Annotated in this window: 19 protein-coding genes and 3 pseudogenes; 10 read left to right on the top strand and 12 right to left on the bottom strand. The window is 62.0% G+C overall.

Annotated features, from left to right (window positions below; genetic code table 11):
* Positions 1–15 precede the first annotated feature (15 nt).
* Positions 16–1,071 carry a nicotinate-nucleotide--dimethylbenzimidazole phosphoribosyltransferase gene (gene cobT, locus NQ230_RS15285; RefSeq protein WP_257261347.1) on the top strand — a complete coding sequence of 352 codons (1,056 nt, stop codon included), beginning with the start codon at positions 16–18 and terminating at the stop codon, positions 1,069–1,071.
* 39 nt (positions 1,072–1,110) lie between these two features.
* On the opposite strand, the gene NQ230_RS15280 is transcribed toward cobT, so the two are convergent.
* Positions 1,111–1,968, bottom strand: a complete 858-nt coding sequence (locus NQ230_RS15280; protein ID WP_257258106.1) for an AraC family transcriptional regulator — start codon at positions 1,966–1,968, stop codon at positions 1,111–1,113.
* 228 nt (positions 1,969–2,196) lie between these two features.
* Here NQ230_RS15280 and NQ230_RS15275 point away from each other — a divergent pair, with 228 nt between their 5' ends.
* The 4 genes from NQ230_RS15275 to NQ230_RS15260 are packed head-to-tail and all read left to right on the top strand — an operon-like array spanning position 2,197 to position 7,138.
* Complete coding sequence (locus NQ230_RS15275; protein ID WP_257258105.1) at positions 2,197–4,035, top strand: DUF2264 domain-containing protein; 1,839 nt, start codon at positions 2,197–2,199, stop codon at positions 4,033–4,035.
* Entirely contained in the window at positions 4,032–5,312 is a 1,281-nt protein-coding gene (locus NQ230_RS15270) for an oligosaccharide MFS transporter (RefSeq protein WP_257258104.1), read from the top strand. The genes NQ230_RS15275 and NQ230_RS15270 overlap by 4 nt, the downstream gene beginning before the upstream one ends.
* 13 nt (positions 5,313–5,325) lie before the next feature.
* Positions 5,326–6,516 carry a glycoside hydrolase family 88 protein gene (locus NQ230_RS15265; RefSeq protein WP_213821767.1) on the top strand — a complete coding sequence of 397 codons (1,191 nt, stop codon included), beginning with the start codon at positions 5,326–5,328 and terminating at the stop codon, positions 6,514–6,516.
* 22 nt (positions 6,517–6,538) lie between these two features.
* Positions 6,539–7,138 (top strand): DJ-1/PfpI family protein, encoded by a 600-nt coding sequence (locus NQ230_RS15260; RefSeq protein ID WP_257258103.1) that lies wholly within the window; start codon positions 6,539–6,541, stop codon positions 7,136–7,138.
* Positions 7,139–7,261: 123 nt separating this feature from the next.
* On the opposite strand, the gene NQ230_RS15255 is transcribed toward NQ230_RS15260, so the two are convergent.
* From NQ230_RS15255 to hpxO, 3 genes are read right to left on the bottom strand one after another with little or no spacing between them, the layout of a single operon-like run.
* Positions 7,262–8,197, bottom strand: coding sequence for a PDR/VanB family oxidoreductase (locus NQ230_RS15255; RefSeq protein ID WP_257258102.1), 936 nt, complete (start codon positions 8,195–8,197; stop codon positions 7,262–7,264).
* 11 nt (positions 8,198–8,208) lie between these two features.
* Positions 8,209–9,243, bottom strand: a complete 1,035-nt coding sequence (hpxD, locus tag NQ230_RS15250) for a molybdenum cofactor-independent xanthine hydroxylase subunit HpxD (protein WP_257258101.1) — start codon at positions 9,241–9,243, stop codon at positions 8,209–8,211.
* Between the two features lie 17 nt (positions 9,244–9,260).
* Positions 9,261–10,415, bottom strand: coding sequence for an FAD-dependent urate hydroxylase HpxO (gene hpxO / locus NQ230_RS15245; protein ID WP_121425822.1), 1,155 nt, complete (start codon positions 10,413–10,415; stop codon positions 9,261–9,263).
* Positions 10,416–10,654: 239 nt separating this feature from the next.
* Here hpxO and uraD point away from each other — a divergent pair, with 239 nt between their 5' ends.
* The gene (gene uraD / locus NQ230_RS15240; RefSeq protein WP_121425823.1) at positions 10,655–11,155 is read left to right on the top strand and encodes a 2-oxo-4-hydroxy-4-carboxy-5-ureidoimidazoline decarboxylase; all 501 of its coding nucleotides are present in this window, start codon (positions 10,655–10,657) and stop codon (positions 11,153–11,155) included.
* The gene (uraH, locus tag NQ230_RS15235) at positions 11,152–11,475 is read left to right on the top strand and encodes a hydroxyisourate hydrolase (RefSeq protein ID WP_257258100.1); all 324 of its coding nucleotides are present in this window, start codon (positions 11,152–11,154) and stop codon (positions 11,473–11,475) included. Before uraD ends, uraH begins: the two co-directional genes overlap by 4 nt.
* Here uraH and guaD read toward each other — a convergent pair.
* Both guaD and NQ230_RS15225 read right to left on the bottom strand, forming a co-directional pair.
* Positions 11,455–12,774: a guanine deaminase gene (gene guaD / locus NQ230_RS15230; protein ID WP_257258099.1), complete on the bottom strand. Its 1,320-nt coding sequence runs from the start codon at positions 12,772–12,774 to the stop codon at positions 11,455–11,457. The two genes, uraH and guaD, sit on opposite strands and share 21 nt — an antisense overlap.
* Before the next feature lie 99 nt (positions 12,775–12,873).
* Positions 12,874–14,370: pseudogene (locus tag NQ230_RS15225) on the bottom strand (NCS1 family nucleobase:cation symporter-1).
* 144 nt (positions 14,371–14,514) lie between these two features.
* Between NQ230_RS15225 and NQ230_RS15220 the strand changes: the two are divergent.
* Genes NQ230_RS15220 through puuE form a run of 3 tightly spaced genes read left to right on the top strand, consistent with a single transcriptional unit; the run spans position 14,515 to position 16,924 of the window.
* Complete coding sequence (locus NQ230_RS15220; RefSeq protein WP_257258098.1) at positions 14,515–15,231, top strand: GntR family transcriptional regulator; 717 nt, start codon at positions 14,515–14,517, stop codon at positions 15,229–15,231.
* Positions 15,231–15,974, top strand: a complete 744-nt coding sequence (hpxA, locus tag NQ230_RS15215; protein ID WP_213821764.1) for an aspartate/glutamate racemase family protein — start codon at positions 15,231–15,233, stop codon at positions 15,972–15,974. The genes NQ230_RS15220 and hpxA overlap by 1 nt, the downstream gene beginning before the upstream one ends.
* A 17-nt stretch (positions 15,975–15,991) precedes the next feature.
* A complete protein-coding gene (gene puuE / locus NQ230_RS15210) occupies positions 15,992–16,924 on the top strand; it encodes an allantoinase PuuE (RefSeq protein ID WP_503467200.1) in 933 nt (310 codons plus the stop codon).
* A gap of 69 nt (positions 16,925–16,993) precedes the next feature.
* Here puuE and NQ230_RS23005 read toward each other — a convergent pair.
* From NQ230_RS23005 to hpxW, 6 genes and pseudogenes are all read right to left on the bottom strand, one after another.
* Positions 16,994–17,125 (bottom strand): annotated as a pseudogene (locus tag NQ230_RS23005) (AtzH-like domain-containing protein); the annotation flags it as partial.
* Between the two features lie 94 nt (positions 17,126–17,219).
* Positions 17,220–17,330, bottom strand: a pseudogene (locus tag NQ230_RS23000) (hypothetical protein); the annotation flags it as partial.
* 115 nt (positions 17,331–17,445) lie between these two features.
* Entirely contained in the window at positions 17,446–17,832 is a 387-nt protein-coding gene (hpxZ, locus tag NQ230_RS15195; RefSeq protein ID WP_063143946.1) for an oxalurate catabolism protein HpxZ, read from the bottom strand.
* Positions 17,829–19,226, bottom strand: coding sequence for an AtzE family amidohydrolase (locus NQ230_RS15190; RefSeq protein ID WP_257258097.1), 1,398 nt, complete (start codon positions 19,224–19,226; stop codon positions 17,829–17,831). The genes hpxZ and NQ230_RS15190 overlap by 4 nt, the downstream gene beginning before the upstream one ends.
* On the bottom strand, positions 19,223–19,411 hold the full coding sequence (hpxX, locus tag NQ230_RS15185; RefSeq protein ID WP_126794766.1) for an oxalurate catabolism protein HpxX: 189 nt from the start codon (positions 19,409–19,411) through the stop codon (positions 19,223–19,225). Before hpxX ends, NQ230_RS15190 begins: the two co-directional genes overlap by 4 nt.
* 10 nt (positions 19,412–19,421) lie before the next feature.
* On the bottom strand, positions 19,422–21,005 hold the full coding sequence (gene hpxW, locus NQ230_RS15180; protein WP_257258096.1) for an oxamate amidohydrolase: 1,584 nt from the start codon (positions 21,003–21,005) through the stop codon (positions 19,422–19,424).
* Positions 21,006–21,092 lie beyond the last annotated feature (87 nt).

Raw genomic sequence — 21,092 nt, 5'->3', positions numbered from 1 at the left:
GTGATGAGGATGGGGATGGGGACAGTGAAGGCGCTGGCGGCGGCCATCAGACCGCTTGATAAACAGAAGATTCAGGCGGCCTCGCGGCATGTCGATGGTTTAATAAAGCCGACAAACAGCCTCGGTCGGCTGGAGAGTCTGGCGATTCAGCTTTCGGGAATGCGGGGCATCGACAGGCTCGATAATCTGCAAAAAGAGATTATCGTCATGTGCGCCGACCACGGCGTGTTTGATGAAGGCGTGGCCGTGACGCCGAAAGTGGTGACCTGGCTTCAGGCCGTCAATATGCAAAAAGGGCTGACCGGGGTGTGCGTGCTGGCCCGCAATAGCCAGACGTCGGTACTGCCCGTTGACATCGGTATTGACGGCGAGCCTATCGACAATATGCTCAGCCTTAAACTCTCGCGCGGCAGCGGTAATATTGCTCAGGGTCCGGCGATGAGCCGTCAGGATGCCGAGCACCTGCTGCTGGCGAGTGCCAGCCTCGTAAAAAAACGCGCTCAGGAGGGGATCTCCGTCTTTGGCGTTGGCGAGCTGGGTATTGCCAATACGACGCCGGCCTCGGCAATCATCAGCGTGCTGACCGACAGCGATCCGCATGATGTGGTGGGGATTGGGGCCAATTTGCCGCAGGACCGGGTGCAGCATAAGGAAACCATTGTCCGGCAGGCGATACGCATTAACCAGCCGGATGCGCGCGATGCGGTTGATGTTCTGGCCAAGGTCGGCGGCTATGACCTGGTGGGCATGACCGGGGTGATATTGGGCGCTGGCGCATGCGGGCTGCCCGTTGTGTTAGACGGTTTTCTCTCGTATGCCGCCGCCATCGCCGCCTGTCAGATTGCGCCAGAGGTTAAGAACTACTGTATTCCCTCTCATTTTTCCGCCGAAAAGGGGGCCCGGCGCGCGCTGGAGCACCTTGGGCTGGCGCCGTTTATCCATCTTGATATGCGTCTTGGCGAAGGGAGCGGTGCCGCGCTGGCAATGTCTATCGTCAGTGCGGCCTGCGCAATGTACTGCGAGATGGGGCAGCTGGCGCAAAGCGGCATTGAGTTGCCGGTTCCGGCATGACGGAAAGCGTTCAGCTTTGGGCCAGTCATCAAAACCCCGTTAACCTGGCATTCTGGTGTTGAGGATACGACGTCGATACTGCAGCGGCGTCTGACGCATCATCTTTTTAAAGCAGGTGATGAAATAGGTCACCTCGCTAAACCCGACGGCCAGGGCAATCGCGTCAATTGTCTCGTCGCTGTACCGTAACCGATCGCAGCTGCTTTTTATCCGCCGGGTCAGCAAATATTCGTGGATGCTGCCCCCGGTCTGCTGGCGGAAAATGCGTGAGGTATAGCTGCGCGAAAGCCCCAGGTCGTGCGCTAGCTGGTCGAGCGAAAACTTGCTGGCATAGTGGGCTTCGATCCAGCTCATAATCCGCGAGGCGACGGTCTGCTGTCGCGGCGGGTAGGGCTGCGGCTGCTCGGGCAGAAATGTCATGAGCTGCATCACCAGAAATGCCACCTCGCAGGCCTCGGTCTGCTCGCTGCCCTCAAGACGCTGAAACTGCTCAAGGATCCTCTCGATAAACGCCGCGTGCTCGCTGAGATCGTAGATTTGCGCGGGCAGATTGCTGGCGGCCAGCGCGGCGAACCGGGCCTGATGGCGCGGGAAGGCGCTGAGCGCGCTTTCGACAACCGCTTGCTCAATGTGCATCGTGGTGCGGTGATAGGGGTTCTTATCGCTATGATCGACCTGCACTTTGTGCAAGCGGAAGGGCGGGAAGATAAATAATCGCCCCGGACGGGCGGTGTAGTGCTGATTATCCACCACCACGATGCCGTAGCCGCTGGAAATATAGAGCAATTCAACGCACTGATGCCAGTGGTAGTAAATCGCGCTGGTGGCGTACAGGCGGTTAAAAGAAATGGCCTGCCGATCGAGCGTAATGCGTTCCAGCAGCTGCGTTTCACCCATTTTTCCTCCAGGACAACAGATTTAAATTTTTAGGCCATCATTTGTAATTTATCCCCCTCCCGGCCGACAAAATCCAGAAAAAATGAAATAGCGGTTCAAATTTGTGAGTCTGCTCACTCAGCGCCGGGAATAAAAGCAGTTACTCTTCATCCAGACGTCGCACTCGTGGCTTTAAAAAGCCAAATAACAATAACTTATCTCTACCCTCGTGTAATGCGGGAGGACCCTGTGCAACCTGAAAACATTCATCTGGATAATCCACTGACAAGCCGGGAAGAGGTGCAACGGCTGGTCAACGATATGCTTAACGCGGTGACGCCCTGGTTTAAAAACGACGCCAGCCGCATTGATTTAGCGAACTTTACCGCTCACTACGGCCAGCAGGTCGCAAGCATGGAAACCTTTTCCCGCCTGCTGTGGGGCGTCACGCCGCTGCTGGCCGGCGGCAGCGAGCCGCAGCGCTTCTCCTTCTATTTACAGGCGATAAAAAACGGCACCAATCCGCAGCATGCCGACTACTGGGGCGACGTCGAACCGTACGATCAGCGAATCGTCGAGATGGCGGCCTACGGGCTGCTGCTGGCGTTGGCGGGCGATACCGTGCTGGCGCACTTCACCGAGACGGAGAAAGCGAACTTATGGCGCTGGCTAAAGCAGTGCGAGACCCAGGAGATCCCCGATAACAACTGGCACTTCTTTCCGATTCTGGTGCAGGTCGGCTTCCATTATTGCGGCATGCCGACCAACCCGCAGGTGCTGGAAAATCATTTTGCTGCCATGGAGCACTACTATCTCGGCGATGGCTGGTACTCCGATGGTCCGGGGCGGCCGCGCGACTATTACATCTCGATGGGCTTTCATTTCTATGGCCTGATTTACGCGAAGCTCATGGCCGGGGTCGATCCAGAGCGTTGTGCAACGCTGCGTCACCGGGCCGCGCGTTTCTCCTCTGACTTCATCCATTTCTTTGCCGAAGACGGCGCGGCGATCCCGTTTGGCCGGAGCCTGACCTACCGCTTTGCCGAGGCGGCCTTCTGGAGTGCGGCGGCCTTCGCCGGGCTGGAGGTCTTTTCGCCCGGCGTGATTAAGGGCATCGTTCTGCGCCATCTGCGCTGGTGGCTGAAGCAGCCGATATTCGACCGCGACGGCGTACTCAGCGTCGGCTACAGCTACCCGAACCTGGCGATGGCGGAAGACTACAACGCGCCGGGTTCGCCGTACTGGGGCCTGAAGACCCTGCTGGTGCTGGCATTAGATGAGGGCGATGCCTTCTGGCAGGCGGCGGAGCTGCCGCTGCCGCCGCTGCCCGCCCGGCATACGATAGCCCACGCGGCTCAGGTGGTGGTGCATCAGGCCGATCACCTGTGGATGCTGACTTCCGGCCAGCTGGAGCTGAACAACTTCGTCAATACCGAAGCGAAATACTGCAAATTTGCCTATTCCACCCGCTTTGGCTTCACCATCGAACGCGGACGCTACGGCCTGAACCATGCCGCGCCCGATTCGATGCTGCTGCTGGCCGAAAAGGATAACTACTGGCGTGGCCGCCGCGAATGCCAGCGCGTGGTCACCGCAGACGGCACCATTTACAGCCTCTGGCTGCCGTGGCGCGATGTGGTGATTGATAGCTGGCTGCTGGCGCTGGGCGACTGGCAGCTGCGCGTCCATCGTATCAATACCCGGCGCGCGCTGGACTGCGCGGAGGGTGGCTTTAGCCTGGCAAACCGCCCGCAGCCGCAGGTCCACGAGAGCGACAGCGCCTGCTGGTTACGCAATGCCCGGGATGTATCAGCCATTTTCTGTTTACACCCGCACGCCCGCCGCGGCGAGACGGTGTTGACGCCGCCAAACAGTAATCTGCTGTTCGCCGAGCGCGCGGCGGTGCCGCTGCTGCGCGGCGAGATCGACCCCGGCAAGCATCTGTTGATAAGCGCGGTGTGGGCGGGAAATGCCGCCGACTTCGATCCGCAACGCTGCCCACAGGCCATCATTAGCGATGATGCGGTACGCTTCGTGACGGCACGACAAGAAACGACGCTCGTTCTGGCCCCGGAGGCATCGCTATGAGCACATCATCGTCCGTACGCGCCGTACAGTACAAAATGAGTACCTTTATTTTTCTTTACTTCTTCACCTGGTCATCCAGCTTTGGCCTGTACGCCCTATGGCTCAGCCAGAAAGTGGGCCTCGATAGCATCACCATCGGCAGCGTGTTCGCCATCAACGGCGTCTTCGCGGTGGTCCTGAAGCCGGTGTACGGCTACATCATGGACAAAATCGGCATGAGCAAGTGGCTGCTCTATTTTGTCTGCGCCATTTCTGCGCTGATGGCGCCGTTCTTCGCGCTGGTGTATCAGCCGCTGCTGCAAAGCCATGCGATGGCGGGGATTATCATCGGCGCGCTGTATCTGAGCCTGGGCTGGTACGCCGGCGTGGCGGCGTCTGAATCTTACGCCGACCGCTTTAGCCGCCTGTACGGGCTGGAGTTTGGCCGCATCAGAATGTGGGGTTCGCTGGGCTGGGCGATGGCGGCTTCGGTCTCCGGGCTGCTGTTTAACTTCACGCCGCTGGCCAACTTTCTGCTCAGCAGCGGTACCTCGGTACTGATGCTGCTGGTGCTGGTCAGCCTCAAAATCGGCGACGAGCAGCTGCGCAACAACAGCGTCATCTCCGCCAATAAGATCGTTTTTGCCGACGTGCTGATGCTGCTGAAAAACCGCAAATTCTGGATGTTCAGCCTCTACGTGGCCGGGGTGGCGTGGATGATGTTTATCGCCGAGCAGCAGTTCCCGCGCTACTTCGTGTCGTTCTTCGCCACCAAAGAGCAGGGGAATGCCTGGTACGGCTACCTGAGCACCGTCCAGTCGGGGATGGAGTTCGTGATGATGATGTTTATCCCGTGGCTGGTGAACCACTACGGCGCTAAGCGCGGCCTGCTGTTCTGCGGCTGCGTGGTAGGAGCACGGCTGATCGCCTCCGGACTGACCAGCGACCCGATTGTTATCTCCATCATCAAACCGTTTTATGGCGTCGAGATCGCGCTGCTGCTGATTTCGGTCTTCAAATACATCGCCGAACATTTCCATCGTCGGGTTAACGCCACGATGTACCTGCTGGGCTACCAGGCGATGATTTACGTTGGCTCGATTGTGGTCGCCCCGCCTGCCGGCTACCTGTACGACAGGATAGGTTTTGAACATACCTATCTGCTGATGGGCTGCTGCGCCCTGATATTTACGCTGATTTCCGCCTTTACGCTGTCGCGCTGCCAGTCGAATCGCGATGTTTCACGACCCTTTTCTCCGGCTTTAGATACCGCCCCGGTTGAACCGGCCAAACATTAATTCAGGAGTTGTTATGACCAAATCTGTTATCACCGAAGCGCTGCGGCCGATCGAACTGCATCAGGTCGATCGCCTGGCGCTGAGCCAGAAGCTGGAAGCGGCCTTAACCCGCGTAACGCGCAAGCTCGACAACAATATTGTCGCCTTCGGCGATAAGTTCCCCGGCGAAGCCTGTGAGAAGGGCGTCTGGCCGCGCACCGATAACGTGGAGTGGACCACCAGCTTTTGGCCTGGCCAGCTGTGGCTGGCGTGGGAGATGACCGGCAAAGCGCATTATCGCGAAGCCGCCGAGCGCTATTTACCGTCGTTCGCCCGGCGTATTGAGCAGCGTATCGACACCGCCACGCACGATCTCGGGTTCCTCTATTCGCTCTCCTGCATCAGCGCCTGGCGGCTCACCGGCAACGAAGCCGCTCGCCGGTCGGCGCTGCTGGCAGCCGAGCGTCTGATGGAGCGTTTTAATCCGACGGCCAACATTATTCAGGCGTGGGGTGATTTAAACGACCCGGAGCAGCAGGGGCGAATGATCATCGACTGCAACATGAACCTGCCGCTGCTGTATTGGGCCAGCGAACAGACCGGGGATCCGCGCTATGCGCAGGCGGCGACGGCTCACGCAGGACAGGCCGCGAACTATATCGTGCGTGAAGATGCCTCGACGTATCACACTTACTATATGGATGTGCAGACGGGTGAGCCGCGCTTTGGCAACACCCATCAGGGCTACAGCGATACCTCGTGCTGGTCGCGCGGCCAGGCGTGGGGCATTTACGGCTTTCTGCTCAGCTATCAGCACACCGGCGATAAGCAGATGGTTGAGCTGTCGCGCAGCCTGGCGCATTACTTCCTCAACCGTCTGCCGGAAGATGACGTTTGCCACTGGGATCTGGCCCTGCTCGGTACTGACGCCGTGCGCGACAGTTCAGCGGCGGCGATTGCCGCCTGTGGCCTGCTGGAGCTGGTCAAGGCGCTGCCGACGCTCGACGCACACCGCGCGTATTATGAAGAGATGGCGCTGCGTATTGCGCAGTCGCTGACCGATAACTACCTTGCTCATGACGACGATCCGACCGAAGGGCTGCTGCAGCACTCGGTTTATCACATGGGCAGCGGGAAAGGCGTCGATCAGTGCTGTAGCTGGGGTGACTATTTCTATCTTGAGCTGCTGGCGCGGCTGCGACAGATTTGGCATCCGTACTGGTAACCCTTAAGCAATGGAGAGCAAGATGAAAAGCGTAGCCGTGCTATTAGCCCCCGGTTTTGAAGAGGGGGAAGCGATTGTCACTATCGATATCCTGCGCCGCCTGAATATTACGGTGCAGACGATTGCCTGCGGCGAGAGTCGCGAAGTGGTGAGCTATCACGCCATCCCAATGGTGGCGGATAGCACCCTGAAGGCCAGCCTCGATCGGACCTTTGACGCCGTGGTGCTGCCGGGCGGCCCGGAAGGCAGCGTCAACCTGGCGAAAAGCGCGGAGGTGATTGCCTTCGTTCGCCGCCATGATGAAGCGGGCAAATATATCTGCCCGATCTGCTCCGCCGCCGCCCGCGTGCTGGGCGGCAACGGACTGCTCAAAGGGCGCCGCTATGTCTGTTCCGGCGAGTTGTGGAAAACGGTCAGCGATGGCATTTACGTCAATGCCGACGTGGTGGAGGACGGCAATCTGCTAAGCGGCCGCGGGCTGGGCAACGTGTTTGATTTCGCCTTTACCCTGGCGGCGCGATTGCAGGGCGATGGGGCACTGGCGCAAGAGCAGGCCAGCCATATTGAGTACGCGTGGCAGGATAGCGAGCCGGTTTACGAGCTGGCAAAGTGCGATTTGTGAGTTCCGCCCGGCGGCGCTACGCTTGCACGGGCCAACAATAAAACGTGCAACCAATTGAAAAATATGCGCAATGTAGGCCGGGTAAGCGTAGCGCCACCCGGCAAGAAAGACTGTGCAGGTGGTTTACAGCCCGATCACCAGCTCCCCCGAATGGCTCCTCGAGCAGCACAGCGCCACCTGCTGCTCCGTCGCGCTTTTTTCCGCCTCCGACTGCACGCTGTCACGGTGATCCACCACGCCGTCAATCACCGGCGTCAGGCAGGCGCCACAGATCCCCATCTCGCAGGACAGCGGCACGTCCACGCCGTTTGCCTGCAGCACCTGGGCGATGGTTTTATCGGCAGGCACAGGCCAGCGCTCCCCGGTGGAGGCCAGCTTGACCGTAAAGATCTCGCCGGATTCACCGCCTGCGGCAGGGGCTGCGGGCTGAAACGCCTCGCTGTGAAGATGGCCGTCATCCCAGCCCTTCGCCGTGGCGACCTCACGCACTTTTTCCATAAACCCCGCTGGACCGCAGATCCAGGCGTGAAGCCCCGCCTCGGCCGCCGGAAGATGCTCTGCCAGCGCTGTGCGCGGGCTGGTTGTATGAATGATGCACTCACCGCACTGCGAGAGTTCGCGCGCAAACGCCGCGCTTTCGCGGTTTTTGACGTAATAGTGCAGCGTAAACGGCGTTCCGGACGCCTTCAGCTGCAGAGCCATCGCATACAGCGGCGTAATGCCAATGCCCGCCGCCAGCAGCAAAACCCGCTCTGCCTGACCAAGCGGAAACAGGTTGCGCGGGGCAGAGATGGCCAGCGTCTGTCCGGGCCGCAGCGTCTCGTGAACGTAGCGCGACCCGCCGCGCGAGGCGGTTTCCCGCCCCACGCAGATAAGATAGCTCTCGTCCTGACATGCCCCGGTCAGGGAATACTGGCGCACCACGCCGCAGGGCAGGTGGACGTCAATATGCGCGCCGGGCTGCCACGGCGGCAGCGCTTCACCGTCCTCAGCCACCAGCCTGACGGCGAGGCTTTTGTCGCCCTCGCGCCACAGCCCGTCAACAATTACGCTCAGCATATCGGCCTCCGTCATACCAGGAAAAATTCGCCAAAGCCCATTTTTTTCAGTCCCCGACGGTAGGCAATTGAGCTTTTATCGGCGGGAATATGCGCTTCCAGCGTCAGATCCAGCGGCAGGCTTTCCGGGCGCTGGGTTTCCACCATCAGGCGATCTTCTTCGAAGATGCGCAGGTTAAAGGCATGCACGTCCTCCACCGGAATATGCAGGTCAAGGTTGCGCGCAATAGGGGCGAACATGCGGGTCACGCGCGATGACACCGGCGACGCGGCGTTCATGATCACCAGCCTCGACTCTCCCGGAAAATGAATCGTCAGGGTGGCGGTAAACGGCAGATGCATTTCAAAATGGCGCAGCCACTGGAACCCTTCTGGCGCCTGCACGGGTGAACCGGCGGGATAGTTGCTCACGGAGCTCCAGTAATCCGCCACGAAGCCGAACGGCGTCTCCTGCGGCTGATAGGCGGGCACAAGCTGATTATTGGGATCGGCAAAGGTATCGGTGTGGATCCACGCAAAGTGCGCCACGTCCAGAAACCCCTCCACCTGACGCCCGGCGAAGCCGTTCACCTCAAACGCCGGGCAGTTGATCTGCTGAAATCCGTCGTCATCCCAGTGCGGCATGGTGGGCAGCGGCGCGGGGTTTTCCGGGTCAAACGCCAGGCAGGTCCAGATCAGGCCGAAGCGCTCCTCAACGGCGTAGTTAATCAGGTTCAGCTTCGCCGGAACGGGCTGGTCGGGGCTGGACGGAATACGGTTGCAGCGCCCGTCCTCCCCAAAGCGGAGGCCGTGATAGGGGCAGATAATCCCGTGCTCATCGTGAAAGCCCAGCGTCAGCGGCACGCCGCGGTGCGGGCAGACGTCACGGGCGACCACGATCTGGTCGTTAATCCGGTAAATCACCAGCTGTTCATCCAGCAGGGTCGCCTTGAGCGGCGCCGGGCCGACGTCGCAGGCGCGCGCGACCGGATGCCAGCATTTCGCCAGGCGCAGCCAGTCCTCTGGCTCAAACGTGCAGTGGGCGGGTGGAGTCGGTTCTCTTTTCATCGTTGTCCCTCTTGCGTTCAGCCTAACGGGCCGCCCTGAATGGTCTCGCACAGACCGTTGATGATGCGCTCGCCGGTCTCCTCTTTGAGCTCCTGATACCAGGCCTGCGTCAACGCCATGTCTTTCCCGTGGGTGACGTCGCAGCGTTTACGCGCCTTCAGCACCAGGTCGCGCACCCGGTCGCAGCGCAGCGCTTCGTACTGCCGCAGCGCCAGCGTAATGCTGTGGTTTTCACGTAGGCACTCACCCAGCACCACGGCGTCTTCCATCGCCGCGCAGCCGCCCTGGCCGATGTCCGGCGTGGTGCTGTGCGCGGCATCGCCGAGCAGCGCGACGTTGCCGCGCACCAGGCTGTCGAACGGCTCAATGTCGTGGATTTCAATGCGGTTGGTGGTTTCAGGATCCAGCGCCGCGATAAGCTTCTGCACCGGCGGCGCCCAGCCGCGGAAGTAGCCCGTGAGATCGGCGCGCAGGGTGGTGCGATCCTCCGCCAGGCCCGCGGGCAGCGGCACGTCAAAAAAGAAGTAGAAACGACCGCCGGAGACGGGCATCAGCGACACGCGTTTGCCTTCGCCAACGAAGGTGGTCCACTGGTGCGCCGGGGCGATCTCTTCATCAATCTTCACCAGCCCGTTCCAGTTCACGTACCCGGCGTAGCGGCGCTCGGGGGTATATCCCAGCACGTACGGACGAACCGCCGAGTGGCTGCCGTCGGCGGCAATCAGAAAATCGCCGGATGCCGTGGTGCCGTCGGTGAAGGTCACGCTCACGCCCGCGTCGTCTTCATTTACGCGTTCGACGCGCTTGCCGAACTGCACCCTGTCGCGTCCCCAGAAGTCCAGCATTTCACGCTGGAGCTCGGTGCGCGAGACGGGGCAGGGGCGCCCGCCGGTACGCTCAACCAGCGGGGCCAGGCTAAAGCGGGTCAGGGTCTCGCCGCGCCGGTAATCCTTGTAGGCCATAAAACGCATCGGCCCGCCGTAGGTCTCGATGATGTCGCCCATGCCGAGGTGCTGCATGCATTTCACGCCGTTAGGCCAGATGGAGATGGCCGCCCCGACGGGCCTGATCTCCTTTACGGCTTCAAATACGGTACAGTCGATGCCCGCTTTCTTCAGCGCGACGGCGGCGCTCAGGCCGCCAATACCCGCGCCAATAACGATTGCTCTCATGCTTCTCTCCTTTTGCAGGGTGTAAAGGCATTCAGCAATTTGCGTACCAGGCTGCAGAGTGGCGAAAACGGCGTTGTGAGAGGTGAGTGTGCACTGCTAAGGTGCGCAAACACGGTGAAGGTGCCTTTTTTTGAATCAAAAATTTCCAGTTGAGCTATACGGAATCGACTGTTTCACGCCCACGCTCAGAATGGCGTGGTTTGTGCAATAACCCGGAGGAAGACAATAAAGGAGACGCTATGATCGCACTGCACGAGTTCAACCATCTTTCCCACGAAAAGGCGTTAGCGCTGATTCACCCCTGCGTGGCGCTCCCCGACTGGGCCGACGCGCTGGTTGTGGGGCGGCCCTACGCCAGCCGGGACGAATTGTTCAGTACGGCAAACGCGCTGACGCAAACCTGGGACGAAGCGGCATTAACGCAAGCATTGAGCGCCCATCCGCGCATCGGGGAAAAGCCCGCGGGCGCACAGGCGGAGGCGGCGCTGTCGCGCCAGGAGCAGGGCGCGGTGAACGACCGCGATGCGGCGCTTGCGCAGGCGCTGCGCGAGGGCAATGCCCGCTACGAGGCCCGCTTCGAGCGCGTCTTTCTGATCCGCGCGAAGGGCCGCAGCGGCGAAGAGATTTTACAGGCGCTGCACGCGCGGCTGGAGAACAGCGACGCGCAGGAAGTCCGTGCCGCGCTGGAACAGCTGCGGGAAATTACGCTGCTACGGCTGGAAGGAGTCATTAGCGAATGAGCACACTCAGCACCCATATTCTGGATATCTCGACGGGCAAACCCGCAGTTGGCGTGACGGTTCATCTCGAACGTGAGGGCGAAATCATGGCGACGGGCGTGACCAACGCAAACGGTCGCATCACCGAATTTGTCCCTTTCCTGCCAAAAGGCCGCTATCGGCTGGTGGCGGAGATCGGCGCGTGGTTTAGCGAAACCGGTCGCGACACGCTCTACCCCTGCGCGCAAATTGATTTTGTGACGGGAGAAGCGGCAGGCGAGCACTTCCATCTGCCGTTTGTGATTGCGCCCGGCGGGTGGTCAACCTACCGGGGCAGTTGACCACACCCGCTCGCCGTTGACCCAGGTCTCGCTGATGTTGCGCTCGTCGCCCAGGATCATCAGCACGAAAAGCTGCTCGTAGATATCCTGACAGCGGCGATTGCGAAGGCGCTGCAGCGGCGTTACGTCAGGGTCGATAACCACGAAATCCGCCTCTTTTCCGGGCGCGAAGTTGCCGATCTTATCGTCCAGCCGGAGGGCGTGCGCGCCGCCCAGCGTGGCGTGGTAAAAGGCCTCGCTGGCGCGCAGGCGGTAGCTCTGAAGCTGGCCGACCTTGTAGGCTTCCCCCAGGGTGCGCAGCATGCTGAAGGTGGTGCCCGCCCCGACGTCGGTGCCGATACCCATCCGCACCCTGTGCTGCCAGCAGGCGGGCAGGCGAAAGAGCCCGCTGCCGAGAAACAGGTTAGAGGTGGGGCAAAACGCCACCGCCGAACCGGTGTCGTGCAGGCACTGCCACTCGCTGTGGTGTAGATGAATCGCGTGGGCAAACACGCTGCGCTCGCCGGTCAGGCCGTAGTGGTGATACACGTCCAGATAGCGCTCATGCTCCGGCCAGAGGTCGCTTACCCAGGCCACTTCGTTGGGGTTTTCGCTCAGATGGGTCTGCAGCCAGGTATCCGGGAACTCCTCTCTGAGCAGGCTGACCGCGGCAAGCAGCTCGGGGGATGAGGTCGGGGCAAAGCGCGGCGTAATGGCGTAGCCCAGGCGTCCACGGTGATGCCAGCGCTGGATCAGCGCCCGCGTCTGCCGGTAGCTCTGCTTCGCGTCTTCGCTCAGGTAGTCCGGCGCGTGTCGGTCCATCATCACCTTTCCGGCGATAAGGCGCATGTTGAGCCGCAGGGCTTCGGTAAACAGCGCCTCGACCGATTCCGGATGCAGCGTGCAAAACACCAGCGCGGTGGTGGTGCCGTTGCTCACCAACTGCTGAATGAAAAATTCGGCGATCTCTTTCGCGTAGGCTTCATCGGCAAACTGGCTCTCCACCGGGAAGGTGTAGGTGGTCAGCCACTCCAGCAGCTGTTCGCCAAAGGCGCCGATCATCTCCGTTTGCGGGTAATGGACGTGGGTGTCGACAAAACCGGGCAGCAGCAGCCTGCCGCGCAGGTCGGTGTAGCCCTTGTGGGGGTCAAGATACTGCTCGCCCTCCTGCCACGGCATCTGCGCCAGAATTTTCCCGCTCTGTATAAACAGCAGCCCGTCCTCAAGGTAGCGCGCGTGTTGGGCAATCGCGTCTGTGCTGTCGCAGACCTGGGCAATATCAAAAAATGCACCGCGGATCGCTGTCTGGTAATCCATCATGGTTCCTGCCTTAGTGTTTGCGTAGCGGGGTGAGAAGGCGCAGCAAGAACGGTGCCAGAATGAACGGGCCGCAGACACGCTGCGGCCGGAGGGAGGGGGTTACTCTTTTTGCGTCGCCACGCGGGAGCTGAACGACGTCGCGCCCGCCGTCTCGCGCTCTTCCCGCGCCAGCCAGCGGTAGGTCACGCCGCCGAGGAAGACGCCGATGAACCAGCTGAAGTTCGCCACCTCATGCAGGGCCGGGATGAAGCTAATCACCAGGCCCACGGCCACGGACGGGATCAGCGCGCCAATGGCTTTCGGGTTAAAGCCGTTGCGGTACCAGTATTTGCCCTTTGGCGTGTCGTCGAACAGGTCGTCAACCGACACCTTGCCGCGCTTAATCAGGTAGAAGTCGGCAATCAGAATGCCGAACAGCGGGCCGATGAACGCCCCGAGCACGTCCAGGGTGTAGTGGATAAGCTCCGGCGAGTTGAACAGGTTCCACGGGGTGAGGAGGATCGAGCCGACGGCGGCAATCATGCCCCCGGTGCGGAAGCTGATTTTCTGCGGCGAGCAGTTAGAGAAATCAAACGCCGGGGAGACGAAGTTCGCGACGATGTTGATCCCGATAGTGGCGGTGATCATCGTCAGCAGGCCAATCGCCACGGCCAGATCGTTACCCACGCGGCTGACGGTCTCAATCGGGTCGGTGATCATGCGGCCAAACAGCGACTGGGTGCCGGAGACAATGACCACGGTGACGATGGAGAACAGCAGGAAGTTAAACGGCAGGCCCCAGCGGTTGCCGCGGCGGATCTCGCCCATGCTTTTGCCGTAGCGGGAGAAGTCACCAAAGTTGAGCAGCGGGCCGGAGAAGTAAGACACCACCAGCGCGGTCGCGGTGATCATCTGCTAGGTCTGCTCGCCCGCGCTCAGGGATTTGCTGGCGAGGGTGAAGGAAATGCCGTCAAAACCGGTCTTGTATACAATCCAGCCTGCGAGGGCCAGCATGACCACGTAGACCGCCGGACCGGCGATATCAATAAAGCGCTTGATGGCGCTCATGCCGTGCCAGAAGACCATCGCCTGCAGGACCCACATGATGGCAAAGCAGATCCAGCCCAGATGCGACAGGCCCAGGAACGCGCCGGTAGTGAGCGATGAGAGAGACGGCCAGAACTTCAGCGCCACCAGCATCAGGGCGTTCGCGGCCAGATAGGTCTGAATGCCGTACCACGCGAAGGCAATCAGGCCGCGGATCACCGCCGGAATATTGGCCCCGAAGACGCCAAACGCCTGACGGCTGATCACCGCGTAGGGCACGCCTGCCATCTGGCTCGGTTTGGCCACCAGGTTGGCGCACAGCTGCACGATGCAAATCCCCACCAGCAGGCAAAGCAGCACCTGCCAGCTTGCCAGCCCGAGCGTAAAGAAGCTCGCGGCGACAACATAACCCCCCATGCTGTGAACGTCCGACATCCAGAACGAAAAGATGTTGTACCAGCTCCAGTTCTGGTCACGCGTTGGTGCCAGATCCTCATTGCAAAGACGTGGGCTGTAAACCGCACCGGAATCAGCGGCCGTACCCTGCTGCGCGTTTTGACTGTTTGGCATGAAACCTGCTCCTGTGAATGAAAACCCGTTGAGTGGGAGTGCAGACGGTATTGCAGGATCCAGGCCAAAATAATAAATCTTGTATGCAATATTTTATTTTTATGTATACGATTCGATAACGAAGAGTAAAAGACGGAGTGGTGAATGAACAACATAAACGCCCTGCAGACCGCGCCAGACCTGCATGACAAAGACGAATCGATCTTTCAGGCGCTGATGACCGCGATTGTCGAACATCAGCTGCTGCCGGGGAGCAAACTGCCGGAAGAGGCGCTGGCCGAGGTGTTTGGCGTGAGCCGCACGGGCATCCGTAAGGTGCTGCAACGACTCGCCGCTGTGCAAATGGTCACCTTAACGCCCAAACGTGGTGCACACGTCGCCAGCCCGACGGTGGAAGAGGCGCAGCACATCTTCCGCACCCGCGCCCTGCTGGAGGTCGCAAACCTGCCGGACGTGCTGACCCGCTGCCAGCCGCCGCACCTTGCCGCGCTGGAGGCCATCATTCGCCAGGAGCAGCAGGCGCACGAGGCATACGACGGCCCGGCGGCAATTCGCCACTCCGCCAATTTTCACATTCAGCTGCAGGCCATCTCCGGCAACCAGGTGCTGACGGAGATGGTGACCGGTCTGAGCCAGCGCTCCTCGCTGGTGATTGCCACCTGGGGCGCGCCGTGGCGTCAGGGCTGTCGCTGCAACGATCACGAACAGCTTGTGGATCTGCTGCGCCAGAAGGCGCTCCAGCCGCTCAGCGATGCCTTAATGCACCATTTTGAACATATCGTCGCCAGCCTCTGCTTCGAGCGGGCGGGCGAGTGCCTGCCCGATTTTGCCCGGCTGTTTGCCGGCCACAAGGAGTCGTAATGTCCTCTGTCCGTATACAAGTGATCAACCCCAACACCAGCCTCGCGATGACGGAAACCATCGGCGCGGCGGCCCGCGCGGTAGCGGCGCCGGGTACGGAGATCCTCGCGGTCTGCCCGAGCGCGGGCGTGCCGTCTATCGAGGGCCACTTTGATGAAGCCATCGCCGCCGTGGGGGTTCTCGAACAGATCAAGCTCGGCAGAGAGCAGGGCGTGGACGGTCACGTCATCGCCTGCTTTGGCGATCCGGGCCTGCTGGCGGCGCGCGAGCTGGCGCAGGGGCCGGTGGTGGGCATTGCGGAAGCCGCCATGCATATGGCGACGCTGGTGGCGACGCGCTTTTCGGTGGTGACCACGCTGCCGCGCACGCTGATCATTGCCCGTCATCTGCTGCACCAGTATGGCTTTCACGATCGCTGCGCGGCGCTGCACGCTATCGATCTCCCGGTGCTGGCGCTGGAAGACGGCAGCGGCCTGGCGCAGGAGAAGGTGCGCGCGCGCTGTATACAGGCGCTGAAGGAGGATGGCTGCGGCGCCATCGTGCTCGGCTGCGGCGGCATGGCGACCCTGGCCCAGGAGCTGACCCGCGAGCTGCGCGTGCCGGTGATCGACGGCGTCAGCGCGGCGGTGAAGATGGTGGAATCGCTGGTGGCGCTGGGGCTGTCGACCAGCAAGCATGGGGATCTGGCCTTCCCGGAGAAAAAAGCGTTAAGCGGACAGTTTCAGGCATTGAATCCATTTTGAAGGTGAGGGGAGACGTAATGGCGCTTTTTGAACAGAATTACCCGCGGGATCTGCGCGGCTACGCGGGCAACCCGCCGCACGCGCGGTGGCCAAATCAGGCGCGCGTCGCCGTGCAGTTTGTGCTCAATTATGAGGAAGGGGCGGAAAACCACGTTCTGCACGGCGATGCCGGATCCGAGCAGTTTCTGTCGGACATCATCGGCGCGGCCAGCTACCCGGATAAACACATGTCGATGGACTCCCTCTACGAATACGGCAGCCGCGCCGGGTTCTGGCGGATCCACGGTGAATTTCAAAAGCGCGGCCTGCCGCTGACGGTCTTCGGCGTGGCGATGGCGCTGGCGCGTCACCCGGAGATCGTCGAGGCAATCAGGGCGGCGGATTACGACGTGGTGAGCCACGGCTGGCGCTGGATCCACTATCAGCACATGGATATCCAGCAGGAGCGCGAACACCTGAACAAGGCGGTGCAGGTGCTGACCGACCTGTTCGGCAAGCCGCCGACGGGCTGGTACACCGGGCGCGACAGCCCCAACACCCGCCAGCTGGTGGTGGAGCACGGCGGCTTCGACTACGACAGCGACTACTACGGCGACGACCTGCCCTTCTGGACGGAAGTGGCCTGCGGCGACGGCACCCAAAAACCGCACCTGATTGTGCCCTATACGCTGGATGCGAACGACATGCGCTTCGCGACCGCGCAGGGGTTTAACACCGCCGAGCAGTTTTATACCTATCTGAAGGACAGTTTTGACGTGCTGTACGAAGAGGGGGAACGCGCGCCGAAGATGATGTCCATCGGCATGCATTGTCGTCTGCTGGGGCGGCCGGGGCGTTTTCGCGCGCTGCAGCGGTTCCTGGATTACGTGCAGCAGCATGAGCGAGTGTGGGTCTGTACCCGCCAGCAGATTGCCGACCACTGGCGGGAGGTGCATCCGTTTCAGAAGTAAGTGTGCCGTGTTTTGCCGGGTGGCGGCTGCGCCTTACCCGGCCTACAGAACCTCGTATTCCCGGTGGAGTTACACCATCAAACTCACCTGCGCCGCCACGATCCGCCACCCGCAGGCAAACCGCACCCACGTCTGCTGCTGGGGCGACCGGGGCGGCAGGTGCATCCGTTTCAGAAATAAGCGTGCCGTGTTTCGCCGGGTGGCGGCTGCGCCTTACCCGGCCTACAGGACCCACAGGGCATACGGGACATTGTAGGCCCGGTAAGCGCAGCGCCACCGGGCAGGTTTTTCAGCGTTACACCATCAAACTCACCTGCGCCGCCACGAGCCGCCATCCCCAGGCAAACCGCACCGACGTCTGCTGCTGGGGCGACCGGGGCGGCAGGTGCATCCGTTTCAGAAGTAAGCGTGCCGTGTTTAGCCGGGTGGCGGCTGCGCCTTACCCGGCCTACAGGACCCACAGGGTATACGGGACATTGTAGGCCCGGTAAGCGCAGCGCCACCGGGCAGGTTTTTCAGCGTTACACCATCAAACTCACCTGCGCCGCCACGATCCGCCACCCGTAGGCAAACCGCACCCACGTCTGCTGCTGGCGGCCAATGCGTTCCGTGCCCTCGCGGGTAAACTCGGTGCTGCACACGGCATAATCCTCCCCGAAGGTGGTGATGACGGTGTGGCGCAACGTCCGCTGTAACCCGGCGGACGGGCGCGCCGCGCGAAAGGCGCGGATTTCATCAATCCCGTACAGGTTTTCACCCGCCCCCAGACGCACCGTGTTTTTGTCGTGCCAGAACAGCTCGTCCAGCACCGCAACGTTGTTGCTGACCAGCGCGTCCTCATAGCGGTAAAACGCGGCGGTCACCTCGGCAACCACCCACGGCAGGTTAATGTCATCGTGATTCATCATGCGGCCACCTCCGCCGGACGGGCATCGGCGATCCCACTCTCCTCCAGCACGCGCGCGACGCGCAGGCAGGCCTGCTCGTTAAACGGCGCGGCAATCAGCTGCAGGCCAATCGGCGCACCCTGGGCGGTGCGCAGCGGAACGGTGGTCACAGGCAGGCCCAAAAACGAAATCGGCTGGGTCAGCATCCCCATGCTGGCGCGAATGGGGAGCGGCTGGCCGTTAATCTCCATAGTCTGCTCACCCGCGAGCGTCGCGCTGCGCGGCGTTGCCGGGGCGATCAGCACGTCGGCCTGCGCGAACAGGGTTTTAAACGCCTGCCGGGCGTGCGCGCGAAACCGCTGGGCCTGAATGTACCAGGCTGAGGGGATCATCGCCCCCGCCAGCAGGCGTTCGCGGGAGTGCGGTTCAAAACACTCGGGCTCGCGGCGAAGCGCGGGCAGGTACTGGTTTCCCCCTTCGGAGGCGCTAATGATAAACGCCGCGGAGCGCGCCAGCTCGGCGTCCGGAAACTGCAGCTCATCCTGCACGTCGAGCGCCTTCGCCACCCGCGCCACGGCGTCTCTGGCATCCGCGTCGCACCAGGTGGTGAAGTAGCCGCCGAGCACCGCGCAGCGCAGGCCGTCAAGCCCGCGCTCAAGCAGGGGGCGCGTCTGCTCGCGCGAGCTCTCTGCCTGAAAACCGTCGCTGCTGTCCCGCCCCTGCAGCGCGTCGTATACGGACGCCAGGTCGCACACGCGACGGGCAAAGGGACCGATATGATCCAGGCTCGCGACAAACGGATGGCTGCCGGATCGCGACAGGCGGCCAAAGGTGGGCTTCAGGCCATAGATGCCGCACAGGGAGGCCGGAACGCGAATCGATCCGTTGGTGTCGGTGCCGAGCGAAAAGTGCACCAGCCCGGCGGCCACGGCGGCGGCTGAACCGCCGGACGACCCGCCCGCAATGCGCGCCAGATCGTGCGGGTTACGCGTGGTGCCGTAGTGGCTGTTTTCGGTTGTGAAGCCGTAGGCGTAGGCGTCCATATTCACCATCCCGGTCAGCAGCCCGCCCGCGCTGCGCAGCTGGCGCACCGCGAAGCTGTCAGCGGCCGCGGCAGGGCGCTGGCTGAACAGCTCTGCCCCGGCAAGGGTGGTGTGACCGGCAACGTCGAATAGGTTTTTTACCGCGTAGGGCACGCCCGCCAGCGGCGGCAGGGGGCGCTTTTCGCGGCGCAGGGTGTCGATGCTCTCGGCCTCGGCGAGCATGCGTTCTTCCGTCACGGCGGTCCAGGCGTTAATCTGCGGGTTCACGCGCGCAATCGCTTCCAGCGTCTGGCGGGCAATCTCGCGAGCGCTCAGCTCGCCTGCGCTCAGCGCATGCTGGATCGCGCTGATACTCATCTCGTGTAGCCTCATGCTTTGTATACTCCTGCGATCTCCAGACGGTCGTCGAGCGGCAGCGCCATCAGCGGGGCGGCCAGGGTCGCAATGCGGCTGAACTGCAATTGCAGCTCGGCGCGGCGGGCATCGTCCAGCTCTACGCCGAGCACGGACTCCATTTGCGCAAGATACGCCTGCCAGTCGGGTTGTGGTGTCGTCATTGTTTTCTCCTCAGAATCCGGCGGCCGCGCCGTTGCTGCGCGGGTCAAATGCCCCTTCGAACAGCCCGTTGGGGTGGCGAACAATCGCGCCCGCGTGGCCCATCGCTTCGCTGAAGTCAGGGAATATTTCCACCTCATGTCCCCGCGCGTGGAGCTGCGAGACCGCCTCAGCGCTAAAGCGGCCTTCCAGCTTTAAGGTGTCCGAGGTTTGTCCCCAGGTGCGCCCCAGCAGCCAGCGCGGGCGGGAAATGCTTTCCTGTAAAGGCACGCCCTGAATCGCGTAGCGGGTAAAGAGCGCGGCCTGGGTTTGCGGCTGTCCGTCGCCGCCCATCGATCCGTAGACCATTACGCGCCCGTCCTTAAGACGCGCCGCCGCCGGGTTCAGGGTATGGAAAGGCTGCTTGCCCGGCGCGAGGGCCAGAAGATGACCCGGATCGAGGCTGAACGATGCGCCCCGGTTCTGCCAGACGATGCCGGTGTCGGGCAGCACCACGCCGCTGCCGAACTCGTGATAGATACTCTGGATAAACGACACGGCGAGCCCGCTGTTGTCCATTACCCCCATCCACACCGTATCGCCGGGGCCTTTTCCGGTGCCCCACGGCGCGGCGCGGCCGTCGTCAACCCTGTCGGCAAGCGCCTGCAGAGCGGCGGGATCCAGCAGACCCTGAATATCGGTTTTCAGCTCGCGCGAGTCGGTGATGTGGGCGTCGCGCAGGCCAAAGGCCAGCTTGGTGGCTTCAACGATGCGGTGAACGGTGTCGGCGTCGTCGGCCTCCGCCATATTCAGGCGGTCGGTGATGCCGAGTATCGCCAGCGAGACCAGCCCCTGCGTCGGCGGGGCGTGGTTAAAGATCTCCCCCTGCTGATGCTGCAGCCTCAACGGCGCGGTGCGCCGGGCAGCGTGCGCGTGTAAATCGGCCAGCGTCACGGGCAGGCCCAGCGTCTCCATGCCGTGCGCCAGCACGTCCGCCAGCGGGCCGCGGTAAAAGCTGTCCAGACCGTCCTCCGCCAGGCGCGTCAGGGTCGTGGCCATGGCGGGCTGGTAAAAGCGGCTCCCGACCTCTGGCGGTTTACCGTCCACCAGCCAGGTTTCCGCGAAGCCGGGGACGTCCTTCAGCTCGTCGAATTTGCTGGCGGTGGCATGGGCCTGTGAGGCCGTGACCGGCGTGCCGTTCTGCGCATAGTCAATGGCGTCGGCCAGCAGGCGGGCCAGCGGCAGCGCCTTGCCGGTCATCTCGCGTGAGACCTTCAGCGCCTCGTCCCAGCCGCTCACCGTGCCGGCGACGGTCAGCGCCGCGCGGGGGCCGCGATGGGGGATATGCGCCAGACCGTCGTAGGCGGCGAGCGTTGCGCGAGAACCCGCCGCGCCGCTGGCATCAATGGCGACAGGTTCGCCGTCCGGCGGCACGATAAGCCAGAAGCCGTCGCCGCCCAGCCCGTTCATGTGCGGATAAACCACGGCCATGGTCGCCGCCGCGGCGACCATGGCTTCTATCGCGCTGCCGCCTTCGCGCAGCACCGCCAGCGCGCTCTGGCTGGCGAGATGGTGGGGCGCAACGGCCATGCCGTGCGTGGAGACATTACTTTGCATGAAGCATCCTCGTAACCCTGAAAGTCACAAGGTGCTGCAAAAGCTGTTCCAGTTCTGAAAGAAAAGTTTCAGTAAACTGGCACGTAT

The organism is Enterobacter asburiae, assembly GCF_024599655.1.
Classification (GTDB): Bacteria; Pseudomonadota; Gammaproteobacteria; order Enterobacterales; family Enterobacteriaceae; genus Enterobacter; species Enterobacter asburiae_D.
Note: the sequence above shows the minus strand (reverse complement) of the source record. Positions and strands in the feature narration are given on the sequence as shown.

Bases quoted from the DNA above. Each gene is read 5' to 3' on its own strand.
- cobT (WP_257261347.1), top strand. From the start codon at position 16: ATGGGGACAGTGAAGGCGCTGGCGGCGGCCATCAGACCGCTTGATAAA.
- NQ230_RS15280 (WP_257258106.1), bottom strand. From the start codon at position 1,968: ATGGGTGAAACGCAGCTGCTGGAACGCATTACGCTCGATCGGCAGGCC.
- NQ230_RS15270 (WP_257258104.1), top strand. From the start codon at position 4,032: ATGAGCACATCATCGTCCGTACGCGCCGTACAGTACAAAATGAGTACC.
- NQ230_RS15265 (WP_213821767.1), top strand. From the start codon at position 5,326: ATGACCAAATCTGTTATCACCGAAGCGCTGCGGCCGATCGAACTGCAT.
- NQ230_RS15260 (WP_257258103.1), top strand. From the start codon at position 6,539: ATGAAAAGCGTAGCCGTGCTATTAGCCCCCGGTTTTGAAGAGGGGGAA.
- NQ230_RS15255 (WP_257258102.1), bottom strand. From the start codon at position 8,197: ATGCTGAGCGTAATTGTTGACGGGCTGTGGCGCGAGGGCGACAAAAGC.
- hpxD (WP_257258101.1), bottom strand. From the start codon at position 9,243: ATGAAAAGAGAACCGACTCCACCCGCCCACTGCACGTTTGAGCCAGAG.
- hpxO (WP_121425822.1), bottom strand. From the start codon at position 10,415: ATGAGAGCAATCGTTATTGGCGCGGGTATTGGCGGCCTGAGCGCCGCC.
- uraD (WP_121425823.1), top strand. From the start codon at position 10,655: ATGATCGCACTGCACGAGTTCAACCATCTTTCCCACGAAAAGGCGTTA.
- uraH (WP_257258100.1), top strand. From the start codon at position 11,152: ATGAGCACACTCAGCACCCATATTCTGGATATCTCGACGGGCAAACCC.
- guaD (WP_257258099.1), bottom strand. From the start codon at position 12,774: ATGATGGATTACCAGACAGCGATCCGCGGTGCATTTTTTGATATTGCC.
- NQ230_RS15220 (WP_257258098.1), top strand. From the start codon at position 14,515: ATGAACAACATAAACGCCCTGCAGACCGCGCCAGACCTGCATGACAAA.
- hpxA (WP_213821764.1), top strand. From the start codon at position 15,231: ATGTCCTCTGTCCGTATACAAGTGATCAACCCCAACACCAGCCTCGCG.
- puuE (WP_503467200.1), top strand. From the start codon at position 15,992: ATGGCGCTTTTTGAACAGAATTACCCGCGGGATCTGCGCGGCTACGCG.
- hpxZ (WP_063143946.1), bottom strand. From the start codon at position 17,832: ATGATGAATCACGATGACATTAACCTGCCGTGGGTGGTTGCCGAGGTG.
- NQ230_RS15190 (WP_257258097.1), bottom strand. From the start codon at position 19,226: ATGAGGCTACACGAGATGAGTATCAGCGCGATCCAGCATGCGCTGAGC.
- hpxX (WP_126794766.1), bottom strand. From the start codon at position 19,411: ATGACGACACCACAACCCGACTGGCAGGCGTATCTTGCGCAAATGGAG.
- hpxW (WP_257258096.1), bottom strand. From the start codon at position 21,005: ATGCAAAGTAATGTCTCCACGCACGGCATGGCCGTTGCGCCCCACCAT.